19 protein-coding genes and 2 pseudogenes are annotated in these 23,762 nt (G+C 71.6%); 8 read left to right on the top strand and 13 right to left on the bottom strand.

Annotation, left to right across the window (positions count from 1 at the left end; all coding sequences use genetic code 11):
- Nucleotides 1-103: 103 nt before the first annotated feature.
- The gene (locus AB5J49_RS28070) at nucleotides 104-835 is read right to left on the bottom strand and encodes an A24 family peptidase (RefSeq protein ID WP_369171561.1); all 732 of its coding nucleotides are present in this window, start codon (nucleotides 833-835) and stop codon (nucleotides 104-106) included.
- Nucleotides 836-1,018: 183 nt separating this feature from the next.
- Between AB5J49_RS28070 and AB5J49_RS28065 the strand changes: the two genes are divergently transcribed.
- Entirely contained in the window at nucleotides 1,019-2,527 is a 1,509-nt protein-coding gene (locus AB5J49_RS28065; RefSeq protein WP_369171560.1) for a hypothetical protein, read from the top strand.
- Here the strand turns inward: AB5J49_RS28065 and AB5J49_RS28060 are convergent.
- From AB5J49_RS28060 to AB5J49_RS28050, 3 genes are all read right to left on the bottom strand, one after another.
- Nucleotides 2,506-4,866: a PQQ-binding-like beta-propeller repeat protein gene (locus AB5J49_RS28060; protein WP_369171559.1), complete on the bottom strand. Its 2,361-nt coding sequence runs from the start codon at nucleotides 4,864-4,866 to the stop codon at nucleotides 2,506-2,508. The genes AB5J49_RS28065 and AB5J49_RS28060 overlap by 22 nt on opposite strands.
- Nucleotides 4,867-4,925: 59 nt before the next feature.
- Nucleotides 4,926-6,620 carry a serine/threonine-protein kinase gene (locus AB5J49_RS28055; RefSeq protein ID WP_369171557.1) on the bottom strand — a complete coding sequence of 565 codons (1,695 nt, stop codon included), beginning with the start codon at nucleotides 6,618-6,620 and terminating at the stop codon, nucleotides 4,926-4,928.
- 131 nt (nucleotides 6,621-6,751) lie between these two features.
- A complete protein-coding gene (locus AB5J49_RS28050) occupies nucleotides 6,752-7,600 on the bottom strand; it encodes a menaquinone biosynthetic enzyme MqnA/MqnD family protein (protein ID WP_369171556.1) in 849 nt (282 codons plus the stop codon).
- Between the two features lie 310 nt (nucleotides 7,601-7,910).
- Here AB5J49_RS28050 and AB5J49_RS28045 point away from each other — a divergent pair, with 310 nt between their 5' ends.
- The gene (locus tag AB5J49_RS28045) at nucleotides 7,911-8,114 is read left to right on the top strand and encodes a cold-shock protein (RefSeq protein ID WP_007490911.1); all 204 of its coding nucleotides are present in this window, start codon (nucleotides 7,911-7,913) and stop codon (nucleotides 8,112-8,114) included.
- Nucleotides 8,115-8,209: 95 nt separating this feature from the next.
- Here the strand turns inward: AB5J49_RS28045 and AB5J49_RS28040 are convergent, their stop codons facing one another.
- Nucleotides 8,210-8,758, bottom strand: coding sequence for a helix-turn-helix domain-containing protein (locus tag AB5J49_RS28040; RefSeq protein WP_369171554.1), 549 nt, complete (start codon nucleotides 8,756-8,758; stop codon nucleotides 8,210-8,212).
- 132 nt (nucleotides 8,759-8,890) lie between these two features.
- On the opposite strand from AB5J49_RS28040, the gene AB5J49_RS28035 reads away from it, so the two are divergent.
- From AB5J49_RS28035 to AB5J49_RS28025, 3 genes are read left to right on the top strand one after another with little or no spacing between them, the layout of a single operon-like run.
- On the top strand, nucleotides 8,891-9,553 hold the full coding sequence (locus AB5J49_RS28035) for an AzlC family ABC transporter permease (protein ID WP_369171552.1): 663 nt from the start codon (nucleotides 8,891-8,893) through the stop codon (nucleotides 9,551-9,553).
- Nucleotides 9,550-9,864, top strand: a complete 315-nt coding sequence (locus AB5J49_RS28030) for an AzlD domain-containing protein (protein ID WP_369171550.1) — start codon at nucleotides 9,550-9,552, stop codon at nucleotides 9,862-9,864. The genes AB5J49_RS28035 and AB5J49_RS28030 overlap by 4 nt, the downstream gene beginning before the upstream one ends.
- Before the next feature lie 58 nt (nucleotides 9,865-9,922).
- A complete protein-coding gene (locus tag AB5J49_RS28025) occupies nucleotides 9,923-10,570 on the top strand; it encodes a class I SAM-dependent methyltransferase (protein ID WP_369171549.1) in 648 nt (215 codons plus the stop codon).
- Nucleotides 10,571-10,601: 31 nt separating this feature from the next.
- Here AB5J49_RS28025 and kstD read toward each other — a convergent pair whose 3' ends face one another.
- Entirely contained in the window at nucleotides 10,602-12,371 is a 1,770-nt protein-coding gene (kstD, locus tag AB5J49_RS28020; protein WP_369171548.1) for a 3-oxosteroid 1-dehydrogenase, read from the bottom strand.
- On the bottom strand, nucleotides 12,361-12,981 hold the full coding sequence (locus tag AB5J49_RS28015; RefSeq protein ID WP_369171547.1) for a DUF6817 domain-containing protein: 621 nt from the start codon (nucleotides 12,979-12,981) through the stop codon (nucleotides 12,361-12,363). Before AB5J49_RS28015 ends, kstD begins: the two co-directional genes overlap by 11 nt.
- A gap of 185 nt (nucleotides 12,982-13,166) precedes the next feature.
- Between AB5J49_RS28015 and AB5J49_RS28010 the strand changes: the two genes are divergently transcribed.
- Nucleotides 13,167-14,120, top strand: coding sequence for a LysR family transcriptional regulator (locus AB5J49_RS28010; RefSeq protein ID WP_369171546.1), 954 nt, complete (start codon nucleotides 13,167-13,169; stop codon nucleotides 14,118-14,120).
- A 20-nt stretch (nucleotides 14,121-14,140) separates the two neighbouring features.
- Here AB5J49_RS28010 and AB5J49_RS28005 read toward each other — a convergent pair whose 3' ends face one another.
- On the bottom strand, nucleotides 14,141-15,277 hold the full coding sequence (locus tag AB5J49_RS28005) for a sugar ABC transporter substrate-binding protein (RefSeq protein ID WP_369171545.1): 1,137 nt from the start codon (nucleotides 15,275-15,277) through the stop codon (nucleotides 14,141-14,143).
- Between the two features lie 256 nt (nucleotides 15,278-15,533).
- On the opposite strand from AB5J49_RS28005, the gene AB5J49_RS28000 reads away from it, so the two are divergent.
- On the top strand, nucleotides 15,534-16,076 hold the full coding sequence (locus tag AB5J49_RS28000) for a hypothetical protein (protein WP_369171544.1): 543 nt from the start codon (nucleotides 15,534-15,536) through the stop codon (nucleotides 16,074-16,076).
- A 36-nt stretch (nucleotides 16,077-16,112) separates the two neighbouring features.
- Here the strand turns inward: AB5J49_RS28000 and AB5J49_RS27995 are convergent, their stop codons facing one another.
- Nucleotides 16,113-16,361: a hypothetical protein gene (locus AB5J49_RS27995; protein WP_369175504.1), complete on the bottom strand. Its 249-nt coding sequence runs from the start codon at nucleotides 16,359-16,361 to the stop codon at nucleotides 16,113-16,115.
- A 40-nt stretch (nucleotides 16,362-16,401) separates the two neighbouring features.
- Nucleotides 16,402-16,659 (bottom strand): annotated as a pseudogene (locus AB5J49_RS27990) (DEAD/DEAH box helicase); the annotation flags it as partial.
- 454 nt (nucleotides 16,660-17,113) lie between these two features.
- On the opposite strand from AB5J49_RS27990, the gene AB5J49_RS27985 reads away from it, so the two are divergent.
- Nucleotides 17,114-20,011, top strand: a complete 2,898-nt coding sequence (locus AB5J49_RS27985) for a response regulator (protein ID WP_369171543.1) — start codon at nucleotides 17,114-17,116, stop codon at nucleotides 20,009-20,011.
- Nucleotides 20,012-20,461: 450 nt separating this feature from the next.
- On the opposite strand, the gene AB5J49_RS27980 is transcribed toward AB5J49_RS27985, so the two are convergent.
- The 3 genes and pseudogenes from AB5J49_RS27980 to AB5J49_RS27970 form a co-directional block, all read right to left on the bottom strand.
- The gene (locus AB5J49_RS27980; protein WP_369171541.1) at nucleotides 20,462-21,106 is read right to left on the bottom strand and encodes a hypothetical protein; all 645 of its coding nucleotides are present in this window, start codon (nucleotides 21,104-21,106) and stop codon (nucleotides 20,462-20,464) included.
- Between the two features lie 299 nt (nucleotides 21,107-21,405).
- A pseudogene (locus tag AB5J49_RS27975) lies at nucleotides 21,406-21,650 on the bottom strand (transposase); the annotation flags it as partial.
- Between the two features lie 43 nt (nucleotides 21,651-21,693).
- Nucleotides 21,694-23,622 (bottom strand): long-chain fatty acid--CoA ligase, encoded by a 1,929-nt coding sequence (locus AB5J49_RS27970; protein ID WP_369171540.1) that lies wholly within the window; start codon nucleotides 23,620-23,622, stop codon nucleotides 21,694-21,696.
- Nucleotides 23,623-23,762: the final 140 nt, after the last annotated feature.

Raw genomic sequence — 23,762 nt, 5'->3', positions numbered from 1 at the left:
CAGCCTACGCCAGGCGTTTCGGGTGCCGGACGTCAGGCCGCGCCCGCCTCGGGGGTCGGACCGCGTAGGCACCCGGTGGCCAGAGCGCGTGAGCGCCCGGTGCTCACGCCGCGTACGCCCCCATCAGCAGCCCCACGAACGCCCCGCCGACCAGGAACGGCCCGAACGGGATCGCCGACTTGCGCCCGGCCCGGCGCAGGAGGACGAGCGCCCAGCCGTAGAGCGCCCCGAACAGGAACCCGGCGAAGGTGCCGAGCATCACCGTCGACCAGCCGTACCAGCCCAGCACCGCCCCCGCCCCGAGCGCCAGCTTCACATCGCCGAAGCCCATGCCGCCGGGGTTGACGAGGTACAGCACGTAGTAGCCGGCGCCGAGCGCGAGCGTGGCCCACACAGCGGTGGGCCAGTCACCGGCGTGCTCGGGGACGAGGGCGACCAGGCCGAGCAGCGCGAGCGCGGCGCCCGCCAGCGTGAGGGTCAGCGGGTTGGGCAGCCGCCGTACCCGGAAGTCGACGACCGTGAGCAGTACGCCGACGGGCGCCAGCAGCAGCCAGACGCCCAGCTCGGGCCGGGTGTCCGTGGCGACGGCGAGGGCGGCGCAGACGAGGGCGGTGACGGTGGCCATGGGGGCCGCGCTGGGCCCGTACGTCCGGGTGCCCGCACACTCCCCGCACCGGGCCCGCCCGATCCACCCGCGGACCCGATGCCCGCCCGGACACCGATCCCGCCAGCCCTCCTCCTCCGGAACGGAGAACCGGTAGGCGGCCCGAGGCAGCGACGCCCCCGCCACCGCGCCCCAGAGCGCGGCGACGAGAACCAGCAGGGCGGTGCTCATCCCGCCGTACCTCTTGCTGTCCTCATGAACGACGGTTGCATACCGGAACCCCCTTGATCCGCATACCCGAACCCCCTTGATCCATTTCACACCGGCGAAGCTCAGTAGAGTGCCGCAGTACAGCAGTTCGGCGCTACACGGGGGACGGCAGCAGTGCGCACAGGCAGGGCATACGGCATACGCATGACCCGACACGCACGGCGCGCCCGCACCGCGCGCATGCTGTTCGCCCTCTGCACCCTGGCCGCCCTGTTCGCAACCGCCACCACCCCGGCCCGGGCGGCCACCGACACCAGCGCCCAGGCCGCCCATCTCGCAGACCGCCTCCGCACGAACCCGGTCTACGTCACCGATCAGTTCCCCCGCGAGGTCCCGCAGTCCACGGCCCCCGCCTTCGCCGAGGTGGCCGAGCGCACCGGCGTACCGACGTACGTCATCGTCCTCCCGGCCCTGAGCGCCACAGACCCGGGCCTGCTCGACGCGGTCCACAAGCGACTCGGCCGGGACGGGCTGTACGTGCTCATCGACGAGTCGCAGGTGGCGGATGCCGTGGCGCACGGCGTCGATGTCCCGGCGGACGACGCCGGGACGGTCGCGCTCTACGAAGTCCCCTACGACGCGGGCCCGTTGCGCCGCTTCGAGCGCTTCGCCGAGGTCATCGCGCAGGGCGATGAGAAGGCCGCCGCAGAGCGGGCGGAGGCGGCGCGGGCGAGGTACGACGACGGTGAAGAGCCCGCGGCCCTGTACATCGGGCCGTCCGACCGCAGCGACCAGTCGTCCCTCACCGGGGTCCTGCTCACCGGCGTACCGCTGCTGATCCTGCTGCTGGTCCCGTATGTACGACGCTGGTGGCACCGCCTCCCGAGGGCCGCCGCAACCACGGGGGCCGCCTCGCGAAAGGAGGTCAAGGCGAGCCGCGCCCTGCGCCGTACCCTCCCGGTCCTGGCGCTCGCCTCCGCCGTCGCGATCGCCGTGGGCGCCCCCCTCGTCTTCGACGAGACCAGGTCGAGCTGGTCTCCCAGGCCCAGGGCGATCGACCTCAACGCCCGCCTCGACCGGGTGGCGGAGGGCCTGGCACAGGACCCGGTGTACGAGGACCCGGAGAGCCCGCGGGTCCTGGGCTCCGGCCGGTCGGCCCGGCTCCGTGACCGCATCCGTGCGTTCGAACGCTCGCAGGACGGCGGCCCGGTCTTCGTCTCACTCGTCCCGCAGCTGACGGAGGACGAGTCCGGCGGCGACGAGGAGGCGTTCGCCGCGGCGGTCCACGACAAGCTGGGCGAGGACGGGGTGTACGTGGTCGCCGACCCGGCGAGCGGCTACATCGACGTCTTCAACCACGGCCTCAGGCTGGACGGTTACAGCCTCCTCTACGACCTGCCGGAATCCATCACGTACGGCGACGACCAGGCGGACGAGGCCGAGGACCACCTCCTGGGCGAACGTCTCGACGCCCTGATGACGATCCTCGACAAGACCCCCCGCACGGACGAACCCAACGCCCCCGGCGACCCGTACCCGGTGACGGATCCGGTCACCGAGGACGAACTGCCGCCGCTCTTCGGCCCCGACTTCTGGCCGGCCCTGTTCATGGGCGTGCTGGCGGCCGGGCTGGTCTTCGGGCTGGTGGCGGGGCTGCTGGGGATCGTCCGCAGGGTGCTGCGGGGCCGGGGTCAGACGGCCGGCAGCGCGTAGATCGCCGGACCGTTCGTCACCATCAGGCGGTTGCCGGACAGGGCGATCTGCCAGGTGTCGCCGTGGTACTCGCTGACGGTGAAGGTCCAGCGCAGTTTGCCGGTCCTGGCCTGGAGGGCGACCACGCCGCCGTCCAGGGACCCGGTGGCGCCGTAGAGGGTGGTCCCCGCCTTCAGGAACGTCTCCGGGCCCTCGACGTCGAGTTCGTCGCAGAGCCAGATCCGCTTGCCGGTCTTCACGTTCACGGCCCAGACGCCGTCGTCGTAGTCGCTCGCGTAGAGCACGCCGTCGATGACGGTCGGGTTCTTGAAGCCGCGGCGGCCGTTGGGGGACAGCGTCCAGACGGTGGCGCCCGTGTCCGCGTCCACGGCGGTGAGCCTGTCGCCCGGCAGGAAGACCAGGCCGCTCGCGACCGTGGGCCGCCAGCTCCAGTCGTCGCCGATCTTCTTGGTCCACAACTGTCCGCCGGTGGCGGTGTCCCGGACGGTGAGGTTCTTCTTGGAGTCGGTGTAGACGAGGTACTTGCCGGAGGCGGTGCCCTCGACGTCGTAGTCGTCGGTGCCCCAGTCGCGCTTGTGCAGCCACACCTTCTTGCCGGTGGTGTGGCTGATCGCGGCGACCGCCGTGCGGTAGTCGGTGGCGCTCTTGGACTCGCTGTAGTCGCTGGCGGTGACGTACACGTTCTTGTCGTCGATGGCGAGCGTGTCCTCGACGTTCAGCTGCTTGCCGAGCCGGCTGCGCCAGGCTTCCTTGCCGGTCCGCACGTCGTACGCGACGAGTACGCCGTCGTAGTCGCCGTCGGACAGGAACACCTTGCCGCCGTGGAAGAGGAGCGGGGCGCCGGGGCGGCAGATCTCCGGCTTGGACCAGCGGGCCTTGCCCGTCTTCACGTCGTACGCCACCAGCGGGTCGCCGCTGACCAGGAGCAGGCCGCCCTGGACGAGCAGCGGTACGTCGGGGTGGGTGCTGTCGTCCGCGACCGTCTTGTGCCACAGCGGCTGGGGTGCCACTCCGGCCGGCGGGGTCGAGAAGTTCTCCGCCGCGGGCTGGGCCGAACCGCCCCCACTGCCCTGGCCGACCTCGCCGTGCTCCTTCGTCGGTCCGCCGGACGTCTCGGTGTCCCGCCCGAGCCACCACGCCGTTCCTCCGCCCACCACCGCGACCGCCGCCGCACCGCCGAGCGCGAGGCCGAGGGCGCGGCGGCGCGAGGGGGTGGTGGGGGAACCGGCCTGGGGTGAGCCCAGTTGGACCGTGCCGGGTTGCGGGGTGCCGGCGGCGGGCGGGTATCCGTAGCCCGGCGCGGGTGTGCCGCTGGACGGAGTGCCGTATCCCGACGCCGCTGGATACCCGTACCCCGGAATCGGGGTCGGAGCCGGACCCGAGCCGCCCGTCGACGCATCACCCACCGTCGGCGGCGGCCCGAAGGACACCGTCGGCTGCTCGGGCGCCTCCAGATCCAGGATCCCCGCCGCGTGCGTGGCGATGGTCGACGCCACCGCCGACGGCAGCCAGTCGCTCAGCACCCCCTCGACGCCCTCCGGCGCCAGTGCCGTGACGATCTCGGCGGGAGCCGGCCGCTGCGCCGGGTCCTTCATCAGACAGGCACGGATCAGCCCGAGCAGGGACGGCGGTACGTCCGTCAGGTCCGGCTCCCCGTGCACGACCCGGTACAGCAGCGCCGCGTGCGAGGCGGCACCGTCACCGAAGGCGCTGCGCCCGGTCGCGGCGAAGGCCAGCACCGCGCCGAGCGAGAACACGTCGCCGGCAGTCCCCACGTCCTGCCCCAGCGCCTGCTCCGGCGGCATGTAACCGGGCGAGCCGACCACAACTCCCGTCTGCGTCATACGACTTCCGTCCACCGCACGCGCGATGCCGAAGTCGATGACACGCGGGCCGTCGGCGGCCAGCAGGACGTTCGAGGGCTTGAGGTCACGGTGGATCAGGCCCGCGGCGTGCACCTCCTCAAGGGCGGCCGCGAGCCCCGCGGCCAGCGCGCGAACCGTGCGCTCCGGCAACGCCCCGTGCGCGGCGACCACACCGGTGAGGTCGGGGCCGAGGACGTACGACGTCGCCAGCCACGGCAGCGCGGCGTCCGGGTCGGCGTCCACGACGGGGGCGGTGTAGCGGCCGGAGACCGCCTTGGCTATGTCGACCTCGTGCCGGAAACGGCCCCGGAAGTCGGCGTCCGCCGCCAGATCCGGGCGGATCACCTTCACGGCGACGGTACGGCCACCGCGGGAACGGGCCAGGTACACACGCCCCATGCCGCCGGCACCGAGCATTCGCAGCAGCCGGTAGCCGCCCAACTCCCGTGGATCGTCGGGCTGCAGTGTCTCCATGGTGGGCCTTCCCCGTCGTCACGCTCGTGTGGGCAGCCACAGTAGAGGGTCCCCCAGAGCTACTTGACCTTCGACAACCGCGCCTCGGGACGCCCCTCCGCATCGCTCTCCGAGCGGTACACCAGGTCGTCGCCCGTCGGCGTGATCCGGACGGTGTGCGGGGTCGGGACGCAACCTCCGTGGTTGGTCTTCTCGCCCACGGACGTCACGACGAGCTCTTTCGCCGTCACCTTCTTCAGGGTCAGCACGTCGTTGCAGACGAAGCCGAGCACGTCCGTCTGCCGGAGTGTGCCCAACTCCCCGCCCACGTCGGCCTTGTGCACCGTGAGCCGATACGTGCCCGCCGACACCGCACCGTTCAGGGCGGCGGCCCGGCCCTCCCAGGTGCCGAGGTAGCGTGCGGGCACGGAACCCCCGACCGGGCTGTCGGCGTCCGCGCCCGGCGACTGGGACGAGGCGGCGCCGGGACCCGCGCTGGTGTCCTGGTCCTGGTCCCCGCCCGGCAGCAGCTCGAACACGAACACCGACCCCACGGTCACCGCGGCCAACGCCCCCGCCACCGCGAGCGCCACGGTGCAGCTCAGTCTCCGCCCGCGCTCTCCCTCCCCCGGCGTCGAGGCCGCCGCGACGGAGAGGGAGAGCTTGCCGGGCCGGTGGTCGGAGGGCGGGACGGCGTCCTGGGGCGGCCGGGCGTCGCGCGGTTCGGGGACGATGCCGGGCGCCTCGACCGGAACCGCGGGCAACACCGGCACGGATGCCGCCCCCGCCCCGGCCCCCGCCATCACCGGCGGCGGCCCGAACTCCCCGCCCGTCGCCTGCCGGCCGAATCCGACCGGCCCCGACCGGACGTCGTCTCCCGTCTCCAGATTCAGCAACTGCACGGCACCACGGCTGACCTGCTCCACCAACGCCCCCGGCAGCCACCCGCCCGACACCAGCCGGGCCGCCCCGTCCGGAGCCAGCCGCCGCGCCACCTCACCCGGTGTGGGCCGCGCACCCGGCTCCTTGGCCAGACAGGACTCCACCAGCTCCCGCAACTCACCTTCCAGCGAGTCGAGTTCGGGTTCCTCGTGCACGACCTTGTACAGCAGCGCCGCCGACGAGTCCCCGCGAAACGGCGGCTCCCCGGTCGCCGCGTATGCCAGCACCGCACCCAATGAGAAGACGTCCGCCGCCCCCGTGGCCCCCTGGCCCAGGATCTGCTCGGGCGACATGTAGCCGGGCGAGCCGACGGAGACGCCGGTCGATGTCAGGGACGCCGTGCCGTCCGTGGCCCGCGCGATGCCGAAGTCGATCAGCAGGGGGCCGTCCAGCGTCAGCAGCACGTTCGACGGCTTCACGTCCCGGTGCACCAGCCCCAGCTCGTGCACCGCCGCCAGCGCCTCGGCCAGCCCGGCCCCCAGCACGCGTACGGTGTGCGCCGGCATCGGACCACCCGAGTCCGTCACCGCCGCCGCCAGCGACGGGCCCGCCGCATACGCCGTGGCCACCCACGGCACCGCGGCCTCAGGATCCGCGTCCAGCACGGGCGCCGTCCAGGCACCGCCCACCCGGCGCGCCGCCTCCACCTCCCGGCGGAAGCGTGCCCGGAACTCCTCGTCGAGGGCGAAGTGCGGATGCACGATCTTCACGGCGACCGTACGACCACCGGGGCTGCGGCCCAGATACACCCGCCCCATCCCGCCGGAGCCGAGCCGGCCGAGCAGCCGGTACGGCCCGACGACGGCCGGCTCGTCGACTCCGAGCGGCTGCATGACGTCCCCTCCCCCGTAGAACTCCCCAGCAGGTTAGTGCGGAACCGGCGGGTTGGCGCGGACCCGGCGGTTCGGTGCCGAACCTGCGACTCGGTGCGGAGCCGGCAGCTCGATACGCAAGCTCCCGCCCTCTACGACTGAAGCAGATCCACCTTCACATCCGCCGGAAATCCCGTCGTCGGCCCCACCCGCCGCGCGAACTCCGCGACCGCCGCCAGCTGCGGGCCGCCGAAACGGAAGTCGAGGGTCGTGAAGTACCGCTCCAGGATCCGCTCATCGAAGGCCTCCCACCGGGCCGCCTGCTCGGCGACCTTGCCGACCTCCTCCAGGGAGAGGTTGCGGGAGGCCAGAAAGGCCTCGTGGACCTTGCGGGTGATGACCGGCTCGCGCTCCAGGTAGTCCCGACGGGCCGCCCAGACCGCGAAGACGAAGGGCAGACCGGTCCACTCCTTCCAGAGCGCGCCGAGATCGTGCACCTCCAGGCCGAAGCGCGGGCCGTCGAGGAGGTTGGCCCGCAGCGCCGCGTCTCCGATGAGTACGGCCGCCTCCGCCTCCTGCATCATCAGGCTGAGGTCGGGCGGGCAGGTGTAGTAGTCGGGCCGTACGCCGTAGCGGTCGGCGAGCAGCAGCTGGGCCAGGCGGACCGACGTGCGCGAGGTGGAGCCGAGGGCGACGCGGGCGCCGTCCAGCTCGTCCAGCGGGACCTGGGAGACGATCACGCAGGACATCACCGGACCGTCGCAGCCGACCGCGATGTCGGGGAAGGCGACCAGGTCGTCGGCGTTGCGCAGGAACTCGACGAGGGTGATCGGCCCGATGTCGAGATCTCCACGCACCAGCTGCTCGCTGAGCTTCTCCGGGGTGTCCTTGGTCAGCTCGAAGTCGAGGAGCGTGCCCGTTCTCGCGAGCCCCCAGTACAGGGGCAGGCAGTTGAGGAACTGGATGTGGCCTACGCGTGGCCGGGTGCGAGAATTGTCCACATCGCGAGGCTAGACCCTATGAGGTACCGTTCAGGTTTCAGGGTCGCGCCCGGGTGGCTCACCCCTCTCGTCAAGTCCGACACGCGCCCCTCAAACGTCCGAGTGACGTGATCTTGACCTCTATTGCTTTCGGCTGCCTGCGTGCTAGGCTCGTCGCAAGTTGCAGTTTGGTTTCCCTTGCAGTACAGAGCCTGCGGAGCATGTAACCGCGGGCTCTCGTCGTTTTCAGACGTATGCAGTTGTGCGGCATCTTGTTTTCACACTTGCAGGGTTCTGGAGCAGGGCAACCCTTTGGGCCCAAGGAGGGCTTATGGCTACCGGAACCGTGAAGTGGTTCAACGCCGAAAAGGGCTTTGGCTTCATCGCCCAGGAAGGCGGCGGCCCCGACGTCTTCGTTCACTACTCCGCCATCAATGCGAACGGCTTCCGTTCGCTGGAGGAGAACCAGCAGGTCTCCTTCGACGTGACGCAGGGCCCGAAGGGTCCGCAGGCGGAGAACGTCACCCCCGTCTGATCCGAGGGATGCCCCTCTGACGACGTCTGATAGCAGTACCCAAGGAGCCCCTCGCCATCCGGCGCAGGGGCTCCTGCCTTATCTGTACTCCTGCCTTACACGTGCTGCATGACCAGCACGAACGTCGTCCCGGGCGCCAGCGCCTCGTACGAGTGCGGCACATCTCCGCGATACGACATGTAATCGCCGGGCCCCAGATCGACCTCTTCTCCCCGCGGCCCCGCCTTCACCCGCCCCGTGCTGACGATCAGATGTTCCACGGACCCCGGAATGTGCGGCTCCGACTCCCGGGCCGGGCCCGGTTCCGCGCGCAGGTGGTAGATGTCCCGCCGGGCGCCGGGCGGACTGGCGGAGAGCAGCGTGGCCACGTAGTCCGCCCGTTCGGACGCGACCGTGGGCCCCTCGCCCGCCCGGATCACCTGCACCGCCGGAGTCGGCGGCTCCACCAGCGCGCTGAAGGGCACGCCCAGTGCCACTCCCAGCGCCCACAGCGTCTCCACGCTGGGATTCCCGCTGCCCGCCTCCAACTGGGACAGCGTGGACTTCGCGATCCCCGCCCGTTTGGCCAGCTCGGACAGGGACAGCCCGACCCGGGTGCGCTCGCGTCGCAGTGAGGCGGCGATCCAGGTGAGGGGCTCGCTCATGCGGTTCACTTCCCGTCGTTCGCTCTACAGGTACGTTCGTTCGCCTTGACGAACGGGCGCGGTGTGTTCATTCTGGAAAACATGCGTTCGCTACTCCGAACACCCATGATGGCACCCCTGACGGCCCCTCTGATGGCACCCCTGGTGCGCGACAGTGCACTCGTCTGGCTGGCGAGCGGTGTCGTAGGCGTCTCCTTCGGCGCGATCTCGGTGGCCGGTGGGCTGCCGCTGTGGGCGCCGGTGCTGATGTCGCTGGTGGTGTACGCGGGATCGGCGCAGTTCAGCGCGGTCGGTGTGCTGCTGGCCGGGGGCGGGCCGTTCGCGGCGGCGGCCACCGGGCTGCTGCTCAACACGCGCACGGCGGCCTTCAGTCTGGCCGTGGCGGACGTCATCGGCCAAGGCCGCCTCGCCCGCCTCCTCGGCGCCCACCTGGTGACCGACGAGACGGTGGCCTTCGCCCTCGCCCAGCCGGATCCGGCGCGGCGGCGGGAGGCCTTCTGGATCTTCGGGCTCGGCCTGTTCGCCGTGTGGAACCTCGGCGTCCTGGCCGGCGCGCTGGCCGGCGGCGCGTTGGGCGACACCGGCACCTACGGTCTGGACGCGGCCTTCCCCGCCGTCCTCGTCGCCCTTGTGCTGCCCGCCCTGCGCGAGGCTCCGGCGGTCCGGCGGTCCGCGCTGCTCGGTGCGGGGCTGGCACTGGCGGTGACGCCGGCCGTCCCGGCGGGGGTGCCGGTGCTGGTGGCGCTGGCGGGGCTCGCCCTCTACGGACGCGGCGGCGGGAGGCGTACGGCATGAGCGCGACGGTGGCCATGATCCTGACGCTGGCGGTCGGGACGTACGCCTTCCGGCTGGCCGGGCCGGTGCTCCACGGGCGCGTCGAGCTCTCGCCGCGGGTGCAGGAGTTGCTCTCGGCGGGCGCGATCGTCCTGCTGGTGGCCCTGCTGGCCACGGGCGCGCTGACCGAGGGCGGCGGCTTCGCGGGGTGGGCCCGGCCGGCCGGGGTGCTGGTGGGCGGCGTACTGGCGTGGCGGCGGGCCCCGTTCCCGGTGGTGGTGCTGGGGGCGGCGGGGGCTGCCGCGGCACTGCGGGCGATGGGGGTGGCGTGAAGGGCCCGCGCAGGAAAACGAAGGCGAGCAGACACCGGCTTCGCTAGGGTCCCCGGCCATGACCGAAGCCGACTTCCTCACCACCACCCGCACCTTCTACGACGCCATCGCCGAGGACTACGCGCACCTCTTCCGGGAGGAGCTCGCGAACAGGCCCCTGGAGCGGGCCATGCTGGGCGTGTTCGCCGAACTCGTCGAGGGGGACGGCCCGGTGGCCGACCTCGGGTGCGGCCCCGGTCGGACGACGGCTCGCCTCGCTTCGCTGGGGCTGAACGTGTTCGGGCTGGACCTGTCGGAGTCGATGCTCGCCATCGCCCGGCGCGAGAACCCGGGACTGCGGTTCGAGCAGGGTTCGATGCTGGAGCTGGACGTCCCGGACGGCGCGCTGGCCGGTGCCCTGTCCTTCTACTCCTCCATCCACACCCCTGTGGACCGGCTCCCGGCCCTCTTCGCCGAGTTCCACCGCGTGCTGGCGCCCGGGGCTCCCCTGCTCGTCGCCTTCCAGGCCGGCGACGAACACCGCCACCACGACCGGCCCTTCGGCCACCCGGTCTCGCTCACCTTCCAGCGCCGCCGCCCGGAACACATCGCCGAGCTGCTGACGTCGGCCGGCTTCACCCTCGTGTCCCGCACGGTCCGCGAACCGGACCCGGCGCTCGACGAGACGTCCCCGCAGGCGTTCCTGATCGTCCGCAAGCCCGCATGAGCCCTGCCCGGGGGCGGACGATTCCCGCTGCCTAGCGGCTCCCGGCGATGTCCCTCGCCGCGATGTACCCGAACGTCATCGCCGGACCGATCGTCGAGCCCGCGCCCGCGTAACTGTGGCCCATGACGGCCGCGCTCGCGTTCCCGGCGGCGTACAGGCCCCGGATCACCGAGCCGTCCTCCCGCAGGACGCGGGCGCGGGCGTCCGTGAGGAGGCCGCCCTTCGTGCCGAGGTCGCCCGGGACGATCCGGAAGGCGTAGTAGGGCGGGAGCCAGAGCGGGGCCAGACAGGAGTCGGGGAGGACGGACGGGTCCGTGTAGTAGTGGTCGTAGGCGCTGCCGCCCCGGTGGAAGTCGGGGTCCTCGCCGCGCAGCGCCTGGGAGTTGAAGCGGTCCACCGTGGTGCGCAGGGCCGTCGCCGGGACGCCGATCGAGGTGGCGAGCGCGTCCAGGGTCCAGGCCTTGTGCGCGGCGCCCGAGTCGTACCAGGCGGCGGGCAGGGGCAGGGCCGGCAGGACGTCCTTGAAGAGGTAGCGGTTGCGGTAGTGCTGGTCGACGATCAGCCAGGACGGGATGGCCGGGCTGGTGTCGTGGACGTCGTACATCGTGTGGACGACGTCGCTGTAGGGGGCGGCCTCGTTGACGAAGCGGGCGCCGGCGGTGTTGATCAGCAGGCCGCCGGGGAGGGTGCGTTCGGCCAGGCAGAAGTACGGCCGGCCGGGGAGCGGGATCGCCGGGCCCCACCAGGCGTCGTCCATGAGACCGAGGGCGGCGCCGAGCCGTGCGCCCGCCTGGATGCCGTCGCCGGTGTTCTCCTTCGCGCCCACCGTCCAGTCCGTGCCGATGGGCCCGCGCTGGTAGCGCTCGCGCATCGCCGCGTTGTGCTCGAAGCCGCCCGAGCCGACGATCACGCCCCGGCGGGCGCGGACCAGGGCGGGGCCGCCGTCCCGGGTGACGACCGCACCGGCCACGGCGCCGCTCTCCACGTACAGGTCGGTCAGCGGCGTGTCCAGCCACACTGGCACTCCGGCCGACCGCAGCCCGAGGCGCAGTCCGGCCGCCAGCGACTGCCCCATGGTCAGCGGCTTCTCACCGCGCAGGGCCGCCGCCGTACCGCGCACCAGGCACTGCGCCGCCACGGCGGCCCCCTTGGCGTTCACCGCGGCCAGCGCCAGCCACTTGTAGTCCGCGCTGAAGACGACCATGCCGGCCGGCACATCCATGTACGGCGGGTTCAGACGGGCCAGTTCTGCGCCCAGCAGATTCCCGTCCAGTTGGTCGGGCTCGATGGAGCGGCCGTTCGCCAGGCCACCGGGCAGCTCGGGGTAGTAGTCGCTGTACCCCTCCATCCAGCGGAAGCGCAGCGGGCTGTTGGCCATGACGAAGGAGAGCATCGCCGGGCCGTGGGAGAGGAAGGCCTGCTGCCGCTCGACGGGAACGTCCGGCCCGACCACGGCAGCGAGGTAGGTGGCGGCCTTCGCGGGTGTGTCCGGGACGCCGGCCGCCAGGATCACCGAGTTGTGGGGAATCCAGATCCCGGCCCCGGACCGGGCGGCGGACCCGCCGAAGGTGGGCGCCTTCTCCAGCACCACGCAGCTCAGGCCCTGCTTGGCGGCCGTCAGGGCGGCGGTCATGCCGGCGGCGCCGGAGCCGACGACCACGACGTCGTACGTGCCGAGAAGCGGCAAGTCGGCGGCGTGGGCGCTCTGTTGGGCTGCCCCCGCAACACCGAGGGCGGCGGCCGTGCCCACGGCGCCCGCGGCGAGCACGTGTCTTCGCGAGGGGTTCCCGTCAGTGGTCATGATCGCCGCTCCCGCCTGGCCCGTCCGCCAATCCTGACGATGTGTCAGAAATGCGAATGTGGCGCGACTGTCCTGTGAAGTCAAGCGTCAGGCAGTCCTTCCAGGCCGCCTGGCTCAACAACGGCCGGAAGCGGTGGAACAGGGCGAGCAGGTCGGCCCCGTGGCGCTCACGGAACGCGGGATCGTGGTCGGTGAGGTCCAGTTCGTTGGCGGCGGTGAGCTCGGCGAAGTCGCGGCGCAGGCGGGTGCCCGGGGTGTGGGAGCGGCCCGTGAAGCGGTCGCGGACGTCGGAGCCCTGGTCCGCGAGGGCCGGATACGTGACCTTGCGGTCGCAGGCACCGTAGAAGTACACGATCGACTCCGCCTCCGCGCCGATGATCCCCTCCAGCTCGGCACGGCGGTCGAGAGTCAGCAGGGCCTTCGGGAAGCCGTCGGTGCCGTAGAACGCATGGCAGAGACCGGCGAGTCGAAGCGCCGGACGGGCGCCCCAGAGGGTGAGGCGGGACCGCACCCGGCGCAGGTGGGCGAGGAGAGTGCCGCCCGGGTGCGGCAGGGACTCGGCACCGAGATCCTCCAGCAGCAACTCGGCTCGAACGGTGGGAGTCGACACGTGTCGTCCTTTCGGCGCCCGCGGTCGCCTTGGGTCGGCACCCGCTCCCTCCCCCGCACCGGTCCGGACTCCGGCGAGGGCGGGAGCGGGTTGCCGCCCGGGCCCGTTGAGGATCGTCGTACAGCGGGCAGAGTGCAGTCAATCCTTGGGTTTTGTGCGCAACTCCAAGTGTTAGCTTGGGTGTTGTGACCCTCGATGACCTACGCGTGTTCGTGGCCGTGTGCCGGGCCGGGAGTCTGAGTTCGGTGGCTCGGGAGCTGGGATGCACCCAGTCGGCGGTGAGCCAGCATGTGAAGCGGCTGGAGCGGGAGACCGGGGTCGCGCTGCTGGAGCGGCAGCCTCGGGGGGTGGTGCCGACGCAGGCAGGACGGGTCCTGGAGGCGGCCGCCGCAGAGGGGATGTCCGGGCTGGATCTGGCGGTACGACAGCTGCGGGATCTCGTCGACGGGGAGAGCGGGTACGTGCGCGTGGCGACGGGGGCGACGACCGTACGGCACTTCATGTCGGAGGCGGTCGTCGCGTACCGGCGGCGCCACCCCAAGGTCAACCTGGAGTTCCGCACGGTGAGTTCAGGCCGCGGCAGCTTCGACGCGCTGGCCGACGGCACGCTCGACCTGGCCTGGATCACCCTCGGCCCGCCGGTGCGCGGCATCGAGCAGCGGCCGGTGGTGGAGCTGCCGTGGGTGCTGGCGGTACGGGCCGACGATCCGCTCGCCGAGCGGCCGTACGTCGATGTCGACGCCGACCTTCGGGACGTACGGCTGATCCGGCTGCCGCCGAACTCCGCCTCGGCCGCTCATCTGGACGCCGCCTGCGCCGAGTTGGGCGTCCGGTTCGCGCACGACACGAGCGTCGCCGACTGGGACACGGCACTGCTGCTGGCCGAGCTGGGGGTCGGGCGGGCGGTGGTCCCCGCACTGCCCGGACTGCGCGTCCCCCTTCCCGGCGCCGCCCCCGGCGGCAGTGACGGCGACGGCGGCAGCGACATCGACGGCAACCGCGATCTGCGCCTGATCCCCCTGCCCGCCCTACGGCCCCTGCCCGTCGGCTGGGCCGTACGCCGCTGGGACGCGCTCAGCCCGCCGGCCCGGGCGTTCGCGGATCTGGTGGAGGGCTGCCGCCGGGGCGCACGGGGCTGACGGGCCCGGTCCGCTGCCGGCTACTTCAGGCCGATCGCCGCGCAGTCCGCTGCGTACTCGGCGGTGCAGATGTCCTTGGCGGTGTAGACGCCGTCCCGGATCACCGTGCTCTCGATGTTGTCCTTCGTGAGGGCGACCACCGACACCAGCTGTGCGGGGATGTTCTCCTGCGTCGGGCTGTCGACCGAGTCCTGGGTCAGCGCGTCGAACTCGATGTCGCGGCCCTGGACCTTGTACACGGCCATCTTCGCGGCGTTGGTGGCCTCCAGCAGGAACGGCTTGTACACGGTCATGAACTGGTCGCCCGCGACGATCCGTTGCACCGCGTCCAGATTCGCGTCCTGCCCGGTCACCGGCGGGAGCTTGGCGGCACCCGCCTCCTTCAGCGCGTCGATGACGGCGCCGGCCATCCCGTCGTTCGCCGAGTAGACGGCGGCGATGTTCGCCAGCCCGACGGCCTTGATCGCCTTGTCCATGTTCGCCTTGGCGACCTCGGGCGACCACTTGTCGGTGTCGTACTGCTTGACGATCTTCACCTCGCCCTCGAGCTCGTCGAGGGCGCCCTCCTTGAACCGCGCCGTGTTCGGGTCGGCGGGGTCGCCGTTCATCATGACGACCTTGCTGGACGCGGCCTTCGAGCCGAGTTCCTGGATGAGTGAGCGGCCCTGCACCTCGCCGACGAGCTCGTTGTCGTGCGAGACGTACGCGTCGATCGGCCCCTCGGCGAGCCGGTCGTAGGCGATGACGGGAATGCCCGCGTCCTTGGCCTTCTGCACGTCCGACGCGATGGTCTTGGAGTCCAGCGCGTCCACCAGGATCACGTCCACCTGGTCGTCGATCATCTGCTGGAACTGCTGGCTCTGCTTGTCCGTGCTCGCCTCGGCGTTGGCGTAGGCGACCTTGCCCTTGCCGTCGGTGAGGGCGCCGACTTCCTTCTTGATGAGGGGGTAGTCGAACTTCTCGAACCGCGCCGTGTCCTTGTCCGGCAGGAGGAGACCCACCGTGATGTCGTCGCCCTTCTGAGGAGACGCGGAGCTGTCACCGCCGCCGATACCGTCGATGACACCGCAGGCGGTGAGCGAAAGGGCCGAGAAGGACGCGGCGGCGGCTATGCCGATACGGCGTACGACCGAGGCGTGGGGGGGACGAGCGTTCACTACTGGTGCCTTCCGAGCCGATGAGCGGCGTTACTACCCGGGTGGCGGTAGCCAACGCGGAGATGCCATGTCACGTCAAGCAGTTGTCATAACGAGACTGCAACCGTTTTCCATCAGCACCACTCCGCAGCTGTCAGGGGGCGCCGCCACCGCGCCCTCGGAAGGGCGAATACCCGAACTGCCGTACCCACACGCCCTACGGTCGCACGCGGTCATCCGAGTCCCGGAGACCCGAGATCCAGAGAAGGGAGCCACCATGGCAACCGCCTCCCGTGCGGCGCTGACCGTCGAGGTCATGGAGATGCTGGCCCATTTCGACCCCCGGTTGTGGGAGCTCATCGACCCGGACGTCCCACCCCACCCCATCCAGGACGATGGCCTCGGCCTCGGCTTCCGTTCGGCGGCCGGCGACGGGGCACGCCTCAACCCGCAGCCGCTCCCGCCCCGTAACGGCCTGTGGCACGCCGTCCGTGACATGTCCGTCTCGGTGGCGGAGGCGACGATCGCCGCCAGTCTGGCGGGACGGAAGCCCGGCGACATCGTCAAGGAGGTCGGGGACGACATCTGTCCCGAACCGCCGAAGGTGCCCTGGCCGAAGAAGTGGCCCATGCCCGTCCAGCTCCGGCAGCAGCTCGTCGTCGACCCGCAGCGCGTCTCCCCGGCCATCCAGGCCACGGCCGCCCTGGTCTTCCAGTCGTATGCCCAGCGGACCACGGACAAGTCCCTGAGCACCGCCTTCACGGACCTGGCCGACCGGCTGTTGGAGAGGGCGCTGAAGACCGCGAACCACTCGGGCTGAGCCGGAGCCGGGAGGCGGTCCGCGCGGCAGGCGGGCTCAGGCGTACTGTCCGATGCGGTCGACCGCCCGGAGGTCCTGCAGAGTCCTGGTCTCCCAGTACCAGCCGCTCCGCACCCACAAGTAGTCGTACGTCCGGCGGTCGAAGAGGAAGGTCCAGTCCACCTCGGGGCACGAGACGCCGACGGCGCTGCGGCCGGCGACATCCACGTCGTCGTGGTCCAGGCGGATCCGGGGCAGCTTCGACAGGGCTTCGAACGCGGCGGCCTGCAGACCGGGGGGGGGCATCACCCGCGGCCCCATCATCAGCATGCATCCTTCGAAGACCGCCCCGGTCGATGAGGTCCTTGAGCCGTCCGGGCGTCGCGACGACCACCTCGGCCCCGGCGCGCAGCGCACCGGCCTGCCTGCCGATGGACATCCCGCCGACGACGGTGGCCAGGCGCAGGCTCACGGAGCGGGCGTACGGGGTGAGCGCGTCGGTGACCTGCTGGGCCAGCTCACGGGTCGGGACGAGAACGAGGGCGAGCGGCTGCCACGGCTCGGCACGCCTGCCCGCCGTACGGGCCAGGAGGGCGAGGCCGAAGACGAGGGCTGACGCTGTCGCTCTTGGTGCCGGCCCTGTCACGGTCCGCAGCCCGAACAGGGGCAGGCGTTTGTTCACCGGTACGAATCATGGCGCCGAACAATTCCAGGCCGCTCAATCAATTGATTTGCGTCGCCTCGGCCAGGCTTTCCTTCATCAAATCAATTCTGGCGTGCCCCATGATGGGACCTCTGTGGTGAGGTACGACACGCAAGGCGGGAGCCCGGGACCGCTGGACAACGGAAACGGCGTAGCGGTCGTCTTCGTCGGTGCGCGGCCAGAGTGGGCATGCGCTCCAGATCTGGCCGTCGGTGGACCGCACCTGCTCAGACAGCGGAAAGTCCCCCGTGAATCCCCGAGCCGTGCAGGTCCGCGAATTCGGCCGACCACAGAAAGTCATAACGCAAATGGTGAGAACTTCAGCGCCGTGCCTGGTGCGGGAGACGGGGGATACATGACCATGGTGATCGCAGAGTGCGGAAATCTGCCCGCCCCCTTCACGAGTTTTGTGGGCAGGCGGCAGGAGACCGCTGAGATCCGCCGCCTTCTGTGCATACGGCGGTTGGTGACGATCATCGGCATGGGCGGGGTGGGCAAGACCCGGCTGGCGCTGGAGGTGGCCGCGGCGTCCCGGGAGGCGTTCGCGGACGGGGTGTGGCTGGTGGACCTCGCCCCGGTGTCGGACCCGTCGGCGGTGGCGGCCGCGGCGGCGGCTGCGCTGCGGGTGCCCGACCTCGGGGCCCTGTCCGTCACGGACCGGCTCACGGGCTATCTGGCCGGGCGGCGCGCGCTGCTTGTGCTGGACAACTGCGAGCACCTGATCGACGCGTGCGCCGAGCTGGCGAGGACCCTCCTGTCAGCCGCTCCCGAGCTGCGCATACTCGCCACGAGCCGCCACACCATGGGGGTCACGGGCGAGCACCTGCTCGCACTCCCGCCGCTACCGCCGGACGAGGCGGTAAAACTGCTGCGGGACCGGGCCCCTGCCCTCCGGCCGCCGTTCCACGGCGACGAGACCGGCCACGACGAGACGGACCACGACGAGACCGGCCACGACGAGATCGCGCGCCTGTGCGCCGGTCTGGACTGTCTGCCGCTGGCGATAGAGCTGGCCGCGTCCCGACTGCGCACGCTGAGCGTCGGGCAGATGACCGACCGGCTGGAGGACCGCTTCGCGCTGCTCACCGGTGGCAGTCGGACCGCACCGGCTCATCAGCGCACCCTGCGCGGGATGATCGACTGGAGCTACGAGCTGTGCGCCCCGGCCGAGCGACTGCTGTGGAACCGCCTGACCGTCTTCGCCGGCGGGTTCAGCCTGGAGGCCGCCGAGGGCGTCTGCTCCGGGGACGGAATCACCGAGACCGGATTACTGGACATCCTCGACCGGCTGGTCGCCCAGTCCGTCGTCCTGACCTGCGAGGCGGGTGGTCAGCGGCGTTACCGGCTGCTGGCGAGCATCCGGGACTACGGCCGGGAGCGGCTCGCGGCCTCCGGCGAGGAGGACGAGCTGCGCCGACGGCACCGCGACTTCTACCTCGCGCTCGCCCGCCGCATCGACCGGAACTGGTACGGCCCCGATCAGGTGGAGTACCTGGCCGGGCTGCGCGCGGAGCACACCAACCTGCTGGCCGCCCTGGACTACGACGGTGAGCCCCGGCCCCGGCTGGCGCTGGTCGCGGCCCTGTGCTGGCACTGGTGCGTCGGCGGCTTCCTCAGTGAGGGGCGCCGCCAGTTCGAGCGAGCGCTCGCCGCCGCGCCCGAGCCCAGCCCGGAGCGGGCCTGTGCGCTCCTCGCCGCCACCTGGGTGGCGCAGACGCAGGGGGACCTGGCGACGGCCGACCGCTGGCTGGACGAGGCCGACGCGCTGGGCGAGGGGCTGGGTGATGCGTGGGTGCGCAGCCAGGTGGAGGGCCTGCGCGGGGTGTCCGCGCACTACCGGGGGCAGCCGGGGGAGGCCATTCGCCGGTACGAGAAGGCCCGGGCCGCCATGACCGCGCTGGGCGACGAGCGCAAGGCGGCCTGCTGGCTGCTCGCGCTGGCCGGCGGCCAGGCGTGCGCCGGGGACCCCCGGGCGGCACAGACCGGCAGCCGGTACGCCGCCGTCGCCGAGGCGAGCGGGGACCGATGGGGTCGCGCTCAGGTCCTGATGGCACTGGGCCACGACGCCTGGGCCCGCGGTGACCGGGACGCGACCGGGACCCTGGCCCGATCCGCGCTGGAAAGCATGCGTGGCTTCAACGACCATTCGATGGTCGCGAGGATGGTGGAACTGCTCGCCTGGGCCACCGCCGCCGGCGGCGCTCACGCGCGGGCCGCCCGGCTGCTCGGCGTGGCGGACGCCCTGTGGCACGACGCGGGCAGCTCGATCTATGCGTTCGGACCGCAGATGGCCGAGCGGCACGCGCGCTGCGAGCAAGCCGCGATCGGTGCGCTGGGGGAGGCGTCGTACAGGAAGGCGTTCACCGAAGGCGGCAAGCACCACACGCCGGCACGGGCCGTCGACTTCGCCCTGGCCGCCGATTCCGACGCCGACACCCCACTCGACGGTGCCACCGAATGCGACGGTGGCATCGATGCCGGCGGTGATATCGATGTCAGGGAGCCCGCATCGGACGCGATGTGGCAGCGGCCCGCGCCTGCCACGGCATCCCCCGAGCCGGGGCCGTCCGACGAAGACCGCCGCGCATACGACGTGCTGCTGGTCGACGACGACCCGACGGCCAGGGAGAGCACCCGGCTCGTCCTTGAGGAGCGCGGCTACCGGGTGCGTACCGCCGCCGACGGCGTGATGGGGCTCACCCTGTTCCGTCAGCAGACACCGGACGTGGCCGTGCTCGCGGGCCGGCTGCCCGGCCTGGACGGGGTGAGCCTGGCCGGGCGGATCCGCGAGGAGTCCGAGGTGCCCATTGTGCTGATCTCGGACCACGACCACCCGGCGCACGTGGTGTCGTGCCTGGAGGCGGGAGCCGACGACTGTCTGGCCAGGCCGGTCGACGGATCGGTCCTGGTCGCCCGCGTCCGTGCCCTGCTGCGGCGAACCGTCCCCGCGGACCAGCGGCCCGACACCCGCGCGGTCCGGTTCGGGGACCTGGTGTACTGCCCCGTGTCACTTGAGGTGCGCAGGGGCGGGGAACCCGTCCACCTGACCACGACCGAGCTGAAACTGCTGCGGGAGTTCGCCGCGGCGGCCGGCACCGTCCTCACCCGGGACCTGCTCCTGGAGCGGGTGTGGGACTACGCCTGGTCCGGTGACAACCGGGTGGTGGACGTCCATGTGCAGCGGCTGCGCGCCAAGATCGGCCGGGACCGGATCGAGACGGTCCGGGGCTTCGGGTACAAGCTGCGCCCATGAGGCGGCACCGGTCCACGAACATCGGCGCGAAGGTCTGCCCTCGCCGTGACCGCGGCGGCCGTCACGGTGGCGGCGACGGTCGGGTCCTGGCCCACCGCCGCCGGCCAACTCTCCACCGCCCGCGCCGAGTTCGACCGGCAGCTGGACTGGTCGGTGCCGCGTACGACTGCGCGGCGGCCCGCAAGTCCCCGGCACGGGTCAACCCGCCGGATCTGCCGGCAGCGGTGGCGAAGGCCGTGCGGGACGGGGTCCGTGTCACGTATCTCGGGGCGGCACGCCATGGGCGGCGAGTCAGGGCGCGGTGGTGTTCATGTCGTTCTTCCGGGCTGGGGGGTGGGAGCGCAGGCGCGCCCGCCGGGGGTCTGCCCGGCGGGCGCCCGTCGGCTACCAGCGGCCGAGGTAGTGGAACGATGCGTTCCTGGCCCCGGGAGGTGCCGACCCTGTGACTTACTAGAACTTACCGAGGTAGGTGAAGCTCTTGTAGTGGTCCCGCGTGAACCACACGTCACCGGTGTTGATCGCACGCACGAACCGGTCCTGGCCCGTCCTCTCGCCCTCCCCGCTGGGGTCGTGGTCGAAGTAGTGCGCGATGTACTCCTGGAACGTTCCCTGGTAGTTCCGCGACGACGAGCCCGCATCGCCCCTGTTCATGAAGTCCCGGAGAGAGTCGCCGTTGTCGTAGTACCGGCCGCCCGTCTCGATCCACCTTTGGTGCCGGTCACCGCGCTGGTCGACCCAATTCTCGACCGACCAGGAGGCGTCACGGTCGCCGATGCCGCGCCAGTTCGGCCAGCCGAAGCGCCGCCAGTAGTCCAGGGTGACGGCCTGCATCTTTCCCTGCGTCAGCGTTCCGGGGTGCTGTTCGTCACCCGTGACCGGCGCCTTGCCCTTGTCGGGCGCCCCGCAGGAGGACGCCCCGTTGTTAGGGGGGCACTGGGGGGAATCGGCGGCGTTCGCGGTGGTGGTCAGGACGAGTCCGCCGACGGTGACGCTGAGCAGCATGGCCGGGATCACGGCCTTGTGGGCGTGAGCGCGCAGTCGGGACGACAGGGAGCGCTTTTCGCGCGGGGTCTCCAATGCCTCGGTCGAGGACATGGTGGCTCCTTGGGATGGTGTCGGGTTCCGGCCGGGGCGGGTGTGCCCCGGCCAGACCCAAGGAGACCGGCCGTATGTCTCGGTGGTCCGGCAACGGTTCGGCGACCACATCACAGGTGCCGCCGCCCGAAATGACGTACGGCTGTTACAGAACCGTCCCCGCCGCAACCGAAGCGGTGGTGGGGGGGAGCCGCCGCCTTGCGGACGAACTCTAAGAGGCGCTGAGAAGGGCGCTGCACATGCCGGTAAGTGATCAGGCAGGTGGCGAGCCCGAGGAAGACCTCGTCGATGTCGTCCTTGTCCAGCAGGGGCAGCAGTTGGGTGACGTCGTTGCGGTTGCCGCCGGTCAGCGACACCGCGAGCGGGATGCCCTGGGCGTCGACGATGAGGTGGTGTCTGCTGCCCGGGCGTGCGCGGTCGACCGGGCTGGGACCGCTTTTGGGCCCCGCCGAGCAGCTCGCACGTGCGAAGAGTCGATCACCGCCCGCGACCGGTCCAGTTTCCTCGCGGCCCGCAACTTCCTCAGCCAAGTGAGCTGCCTCACATGCCGCATGGAGGTGAGGGAGGGCGTCTCCCGCGCACCGCCGCTACTGGGCGTACAAGCCCTCCACTTCGGCCGCGAAGTCCCGCATGACCGCCTCCCGCCGCAGCTTCATCGACGGCGTCAGATGGCCGTCCATCTCCGTGAAGTCGGTCGGCAGGATCGCGAAGCGGCGGATGGACTCCGGGCGGGAGACCAGTTTGTTGGCCTCGTCCACGGCGCGTTGCAGGATCGCCCTCAACTCGTCGTCGTTCACGAGGAGTTCCGCGGGGACTGGATGCTTGCCGTTCATCCGGCGCCAGTGGGTGATGCCGTGCATGTCCAGGGTGATCAGCGCGGAGACGTAAGGGCGGCGGTCGCCCAGGACGATGCACTGCGAGATCAGGGGGTGCGAGCGCAGCCAGTTCTCCAGGGGCGCCGGGGCCACGCTCTTGCCACCCGCCGTGATCAGCAGTTCCTTCTTGCGGCCGGTGATCGTGAGGTAGCCCTCGTCGTCCAGGGCGCCGATGTCTCCGGTGGCCAGCCAGCCGTCCGCCGAGGCCGGGACCACGCCGCCCGCCGCCGGGTCCCAGTAGCCGCGCAGCACCTGGTCGCCGGCGATGAGGATCTCGCCGTCCGCGGCGATACGGATCCGGGTGCCGGGCAGGGGCCAGCCCACCGTACCCAGGCGGGGCTTCAGGGGCGGAGTGACCGTGGACGCGCCCGTCGTCTCCGTCAGGCCGTAGCCCTCGTAGATCTCGATGCCCGCGCCCGCGTAGAAGGCGGCCAGCCGGCGGCCGAGCGGTGAGCCGCCGCAGATCGCGTACTTCACGCGGCCGCCCATGGCGTTGCGGATACGGCGGTAGACCAGGGGGTCGTAGAAGGCGCGGCTCGTCCTGAGCGCCGCGTTCGGGCCACCGCCCGTCCCCGCCTGCCGGGCCTCCATCGCCTCGCCGTAGCGCTCGGCGACCGATGCCGCGCGGTCGAAGGAGGACACGCGGCCGCCCGCCTCGGCCTTGGCGCGGGCGCTGTTGAAGACCTTCTCCAGCATGTAGGGGATGGTCAGCAGACAGGTCGGGCGGAAGGCCGCCAGGTCCGGCAGCAGGTCCTCCGCCTTGAGGCTCGGGGCGTGGCCGAGGCGGACCCTGGCCCGGATGCAGGCCACCGCCACCATGCGGCCGAAGACGTGCGACATGGGGAGGAAGAGCAGCACCGACGCCTCCTCGCTCGTCCTCGTCTTGAAGATCGGGTAGAGGAGCTCGACCGCGTTGTCCACCTCGGCGAAGAAGTTGCCGTGCGTCAGGGCGCAGCCCTTGGGGCGGCCCGTCGTGCCCGAGGTGTAGACGAGCGTCGCCAGCGTGTCCGGCACCAGCATGCCGCGCCGTACGCCCACTTCGCCGTCCGGCTGCTGCGCGCCCAGCTCCGCCAGCCGCTCCACGTGTCCCTTCTCCATCACCCACATGTGGCGCAGGTCGGGCACGCGGTCCAGTTCGGGGCCGAGGGCGGCCGCCTGGGCGGCGGTCTCGGTGACCAGGGCCACCGCCCCCGAGTCCTGGAGGATCCAGCGGGTCTGGAAGAGGGAGGACGTGGGGTAGACGGGGACCGTGACGAGACCGGCCGCCCAGGCGCCGAAGTCGAGGAGCGTCCACTCGTAGCGCGTACGCGCCATGACGGCGATCCGGTCCCCGGGCATCAGCCCCTCGGCGACGAGCCCCTTGGCCACCGCCTGCACCTGCTCGGCGAACTCGGCCGCCGTCACGTCGGACCACTGCCCGTCCCCGCCCTTACGGCTGAGGACCACCGCGTCCGGGGCCGCGCCCGCGTTGTCGAAGGGCAGGTCCGCGAGCGACCCGTGGGTCACCTCCGGCGCGAACGGCCTTACGTACGCCTCCCGTACCACGCCGTCCAGCCGCCGCGTCTCGGGCTGCACCAGGATCGGTCCGGGAGCGTCGTCGAAGGCGGCCGACGGGGCGAAGGAGGGAAGCGGGGTGGACACGGGCGGCTCCTGCGGCGGGCGTGCAGCGAAGAAACTGCTTGCTGCATGAGTACGTGCCTCGCGCACCGTGGCGTTCACCTGCCGAGGCCTGCGGAAAGGGTTACCGCTGGTTAGGCAGGCGATCGTACGGCGCCCGCGTG

Origin of the sequence: Streptomyces sp. R28 (genome assembly GCF_041052385.1) — a bacterium.
Classification (GTDB): Bacteria; Actinomycetota; Actinomycetes; order Streptomycetales; family Streptomycetaceae; genus Streptomyces.
The sequence above is the reverse complement of the archived record's forward strand: the minus strand, read 5'-3'. Positions and strand labels throughout refer to the sequence as shown.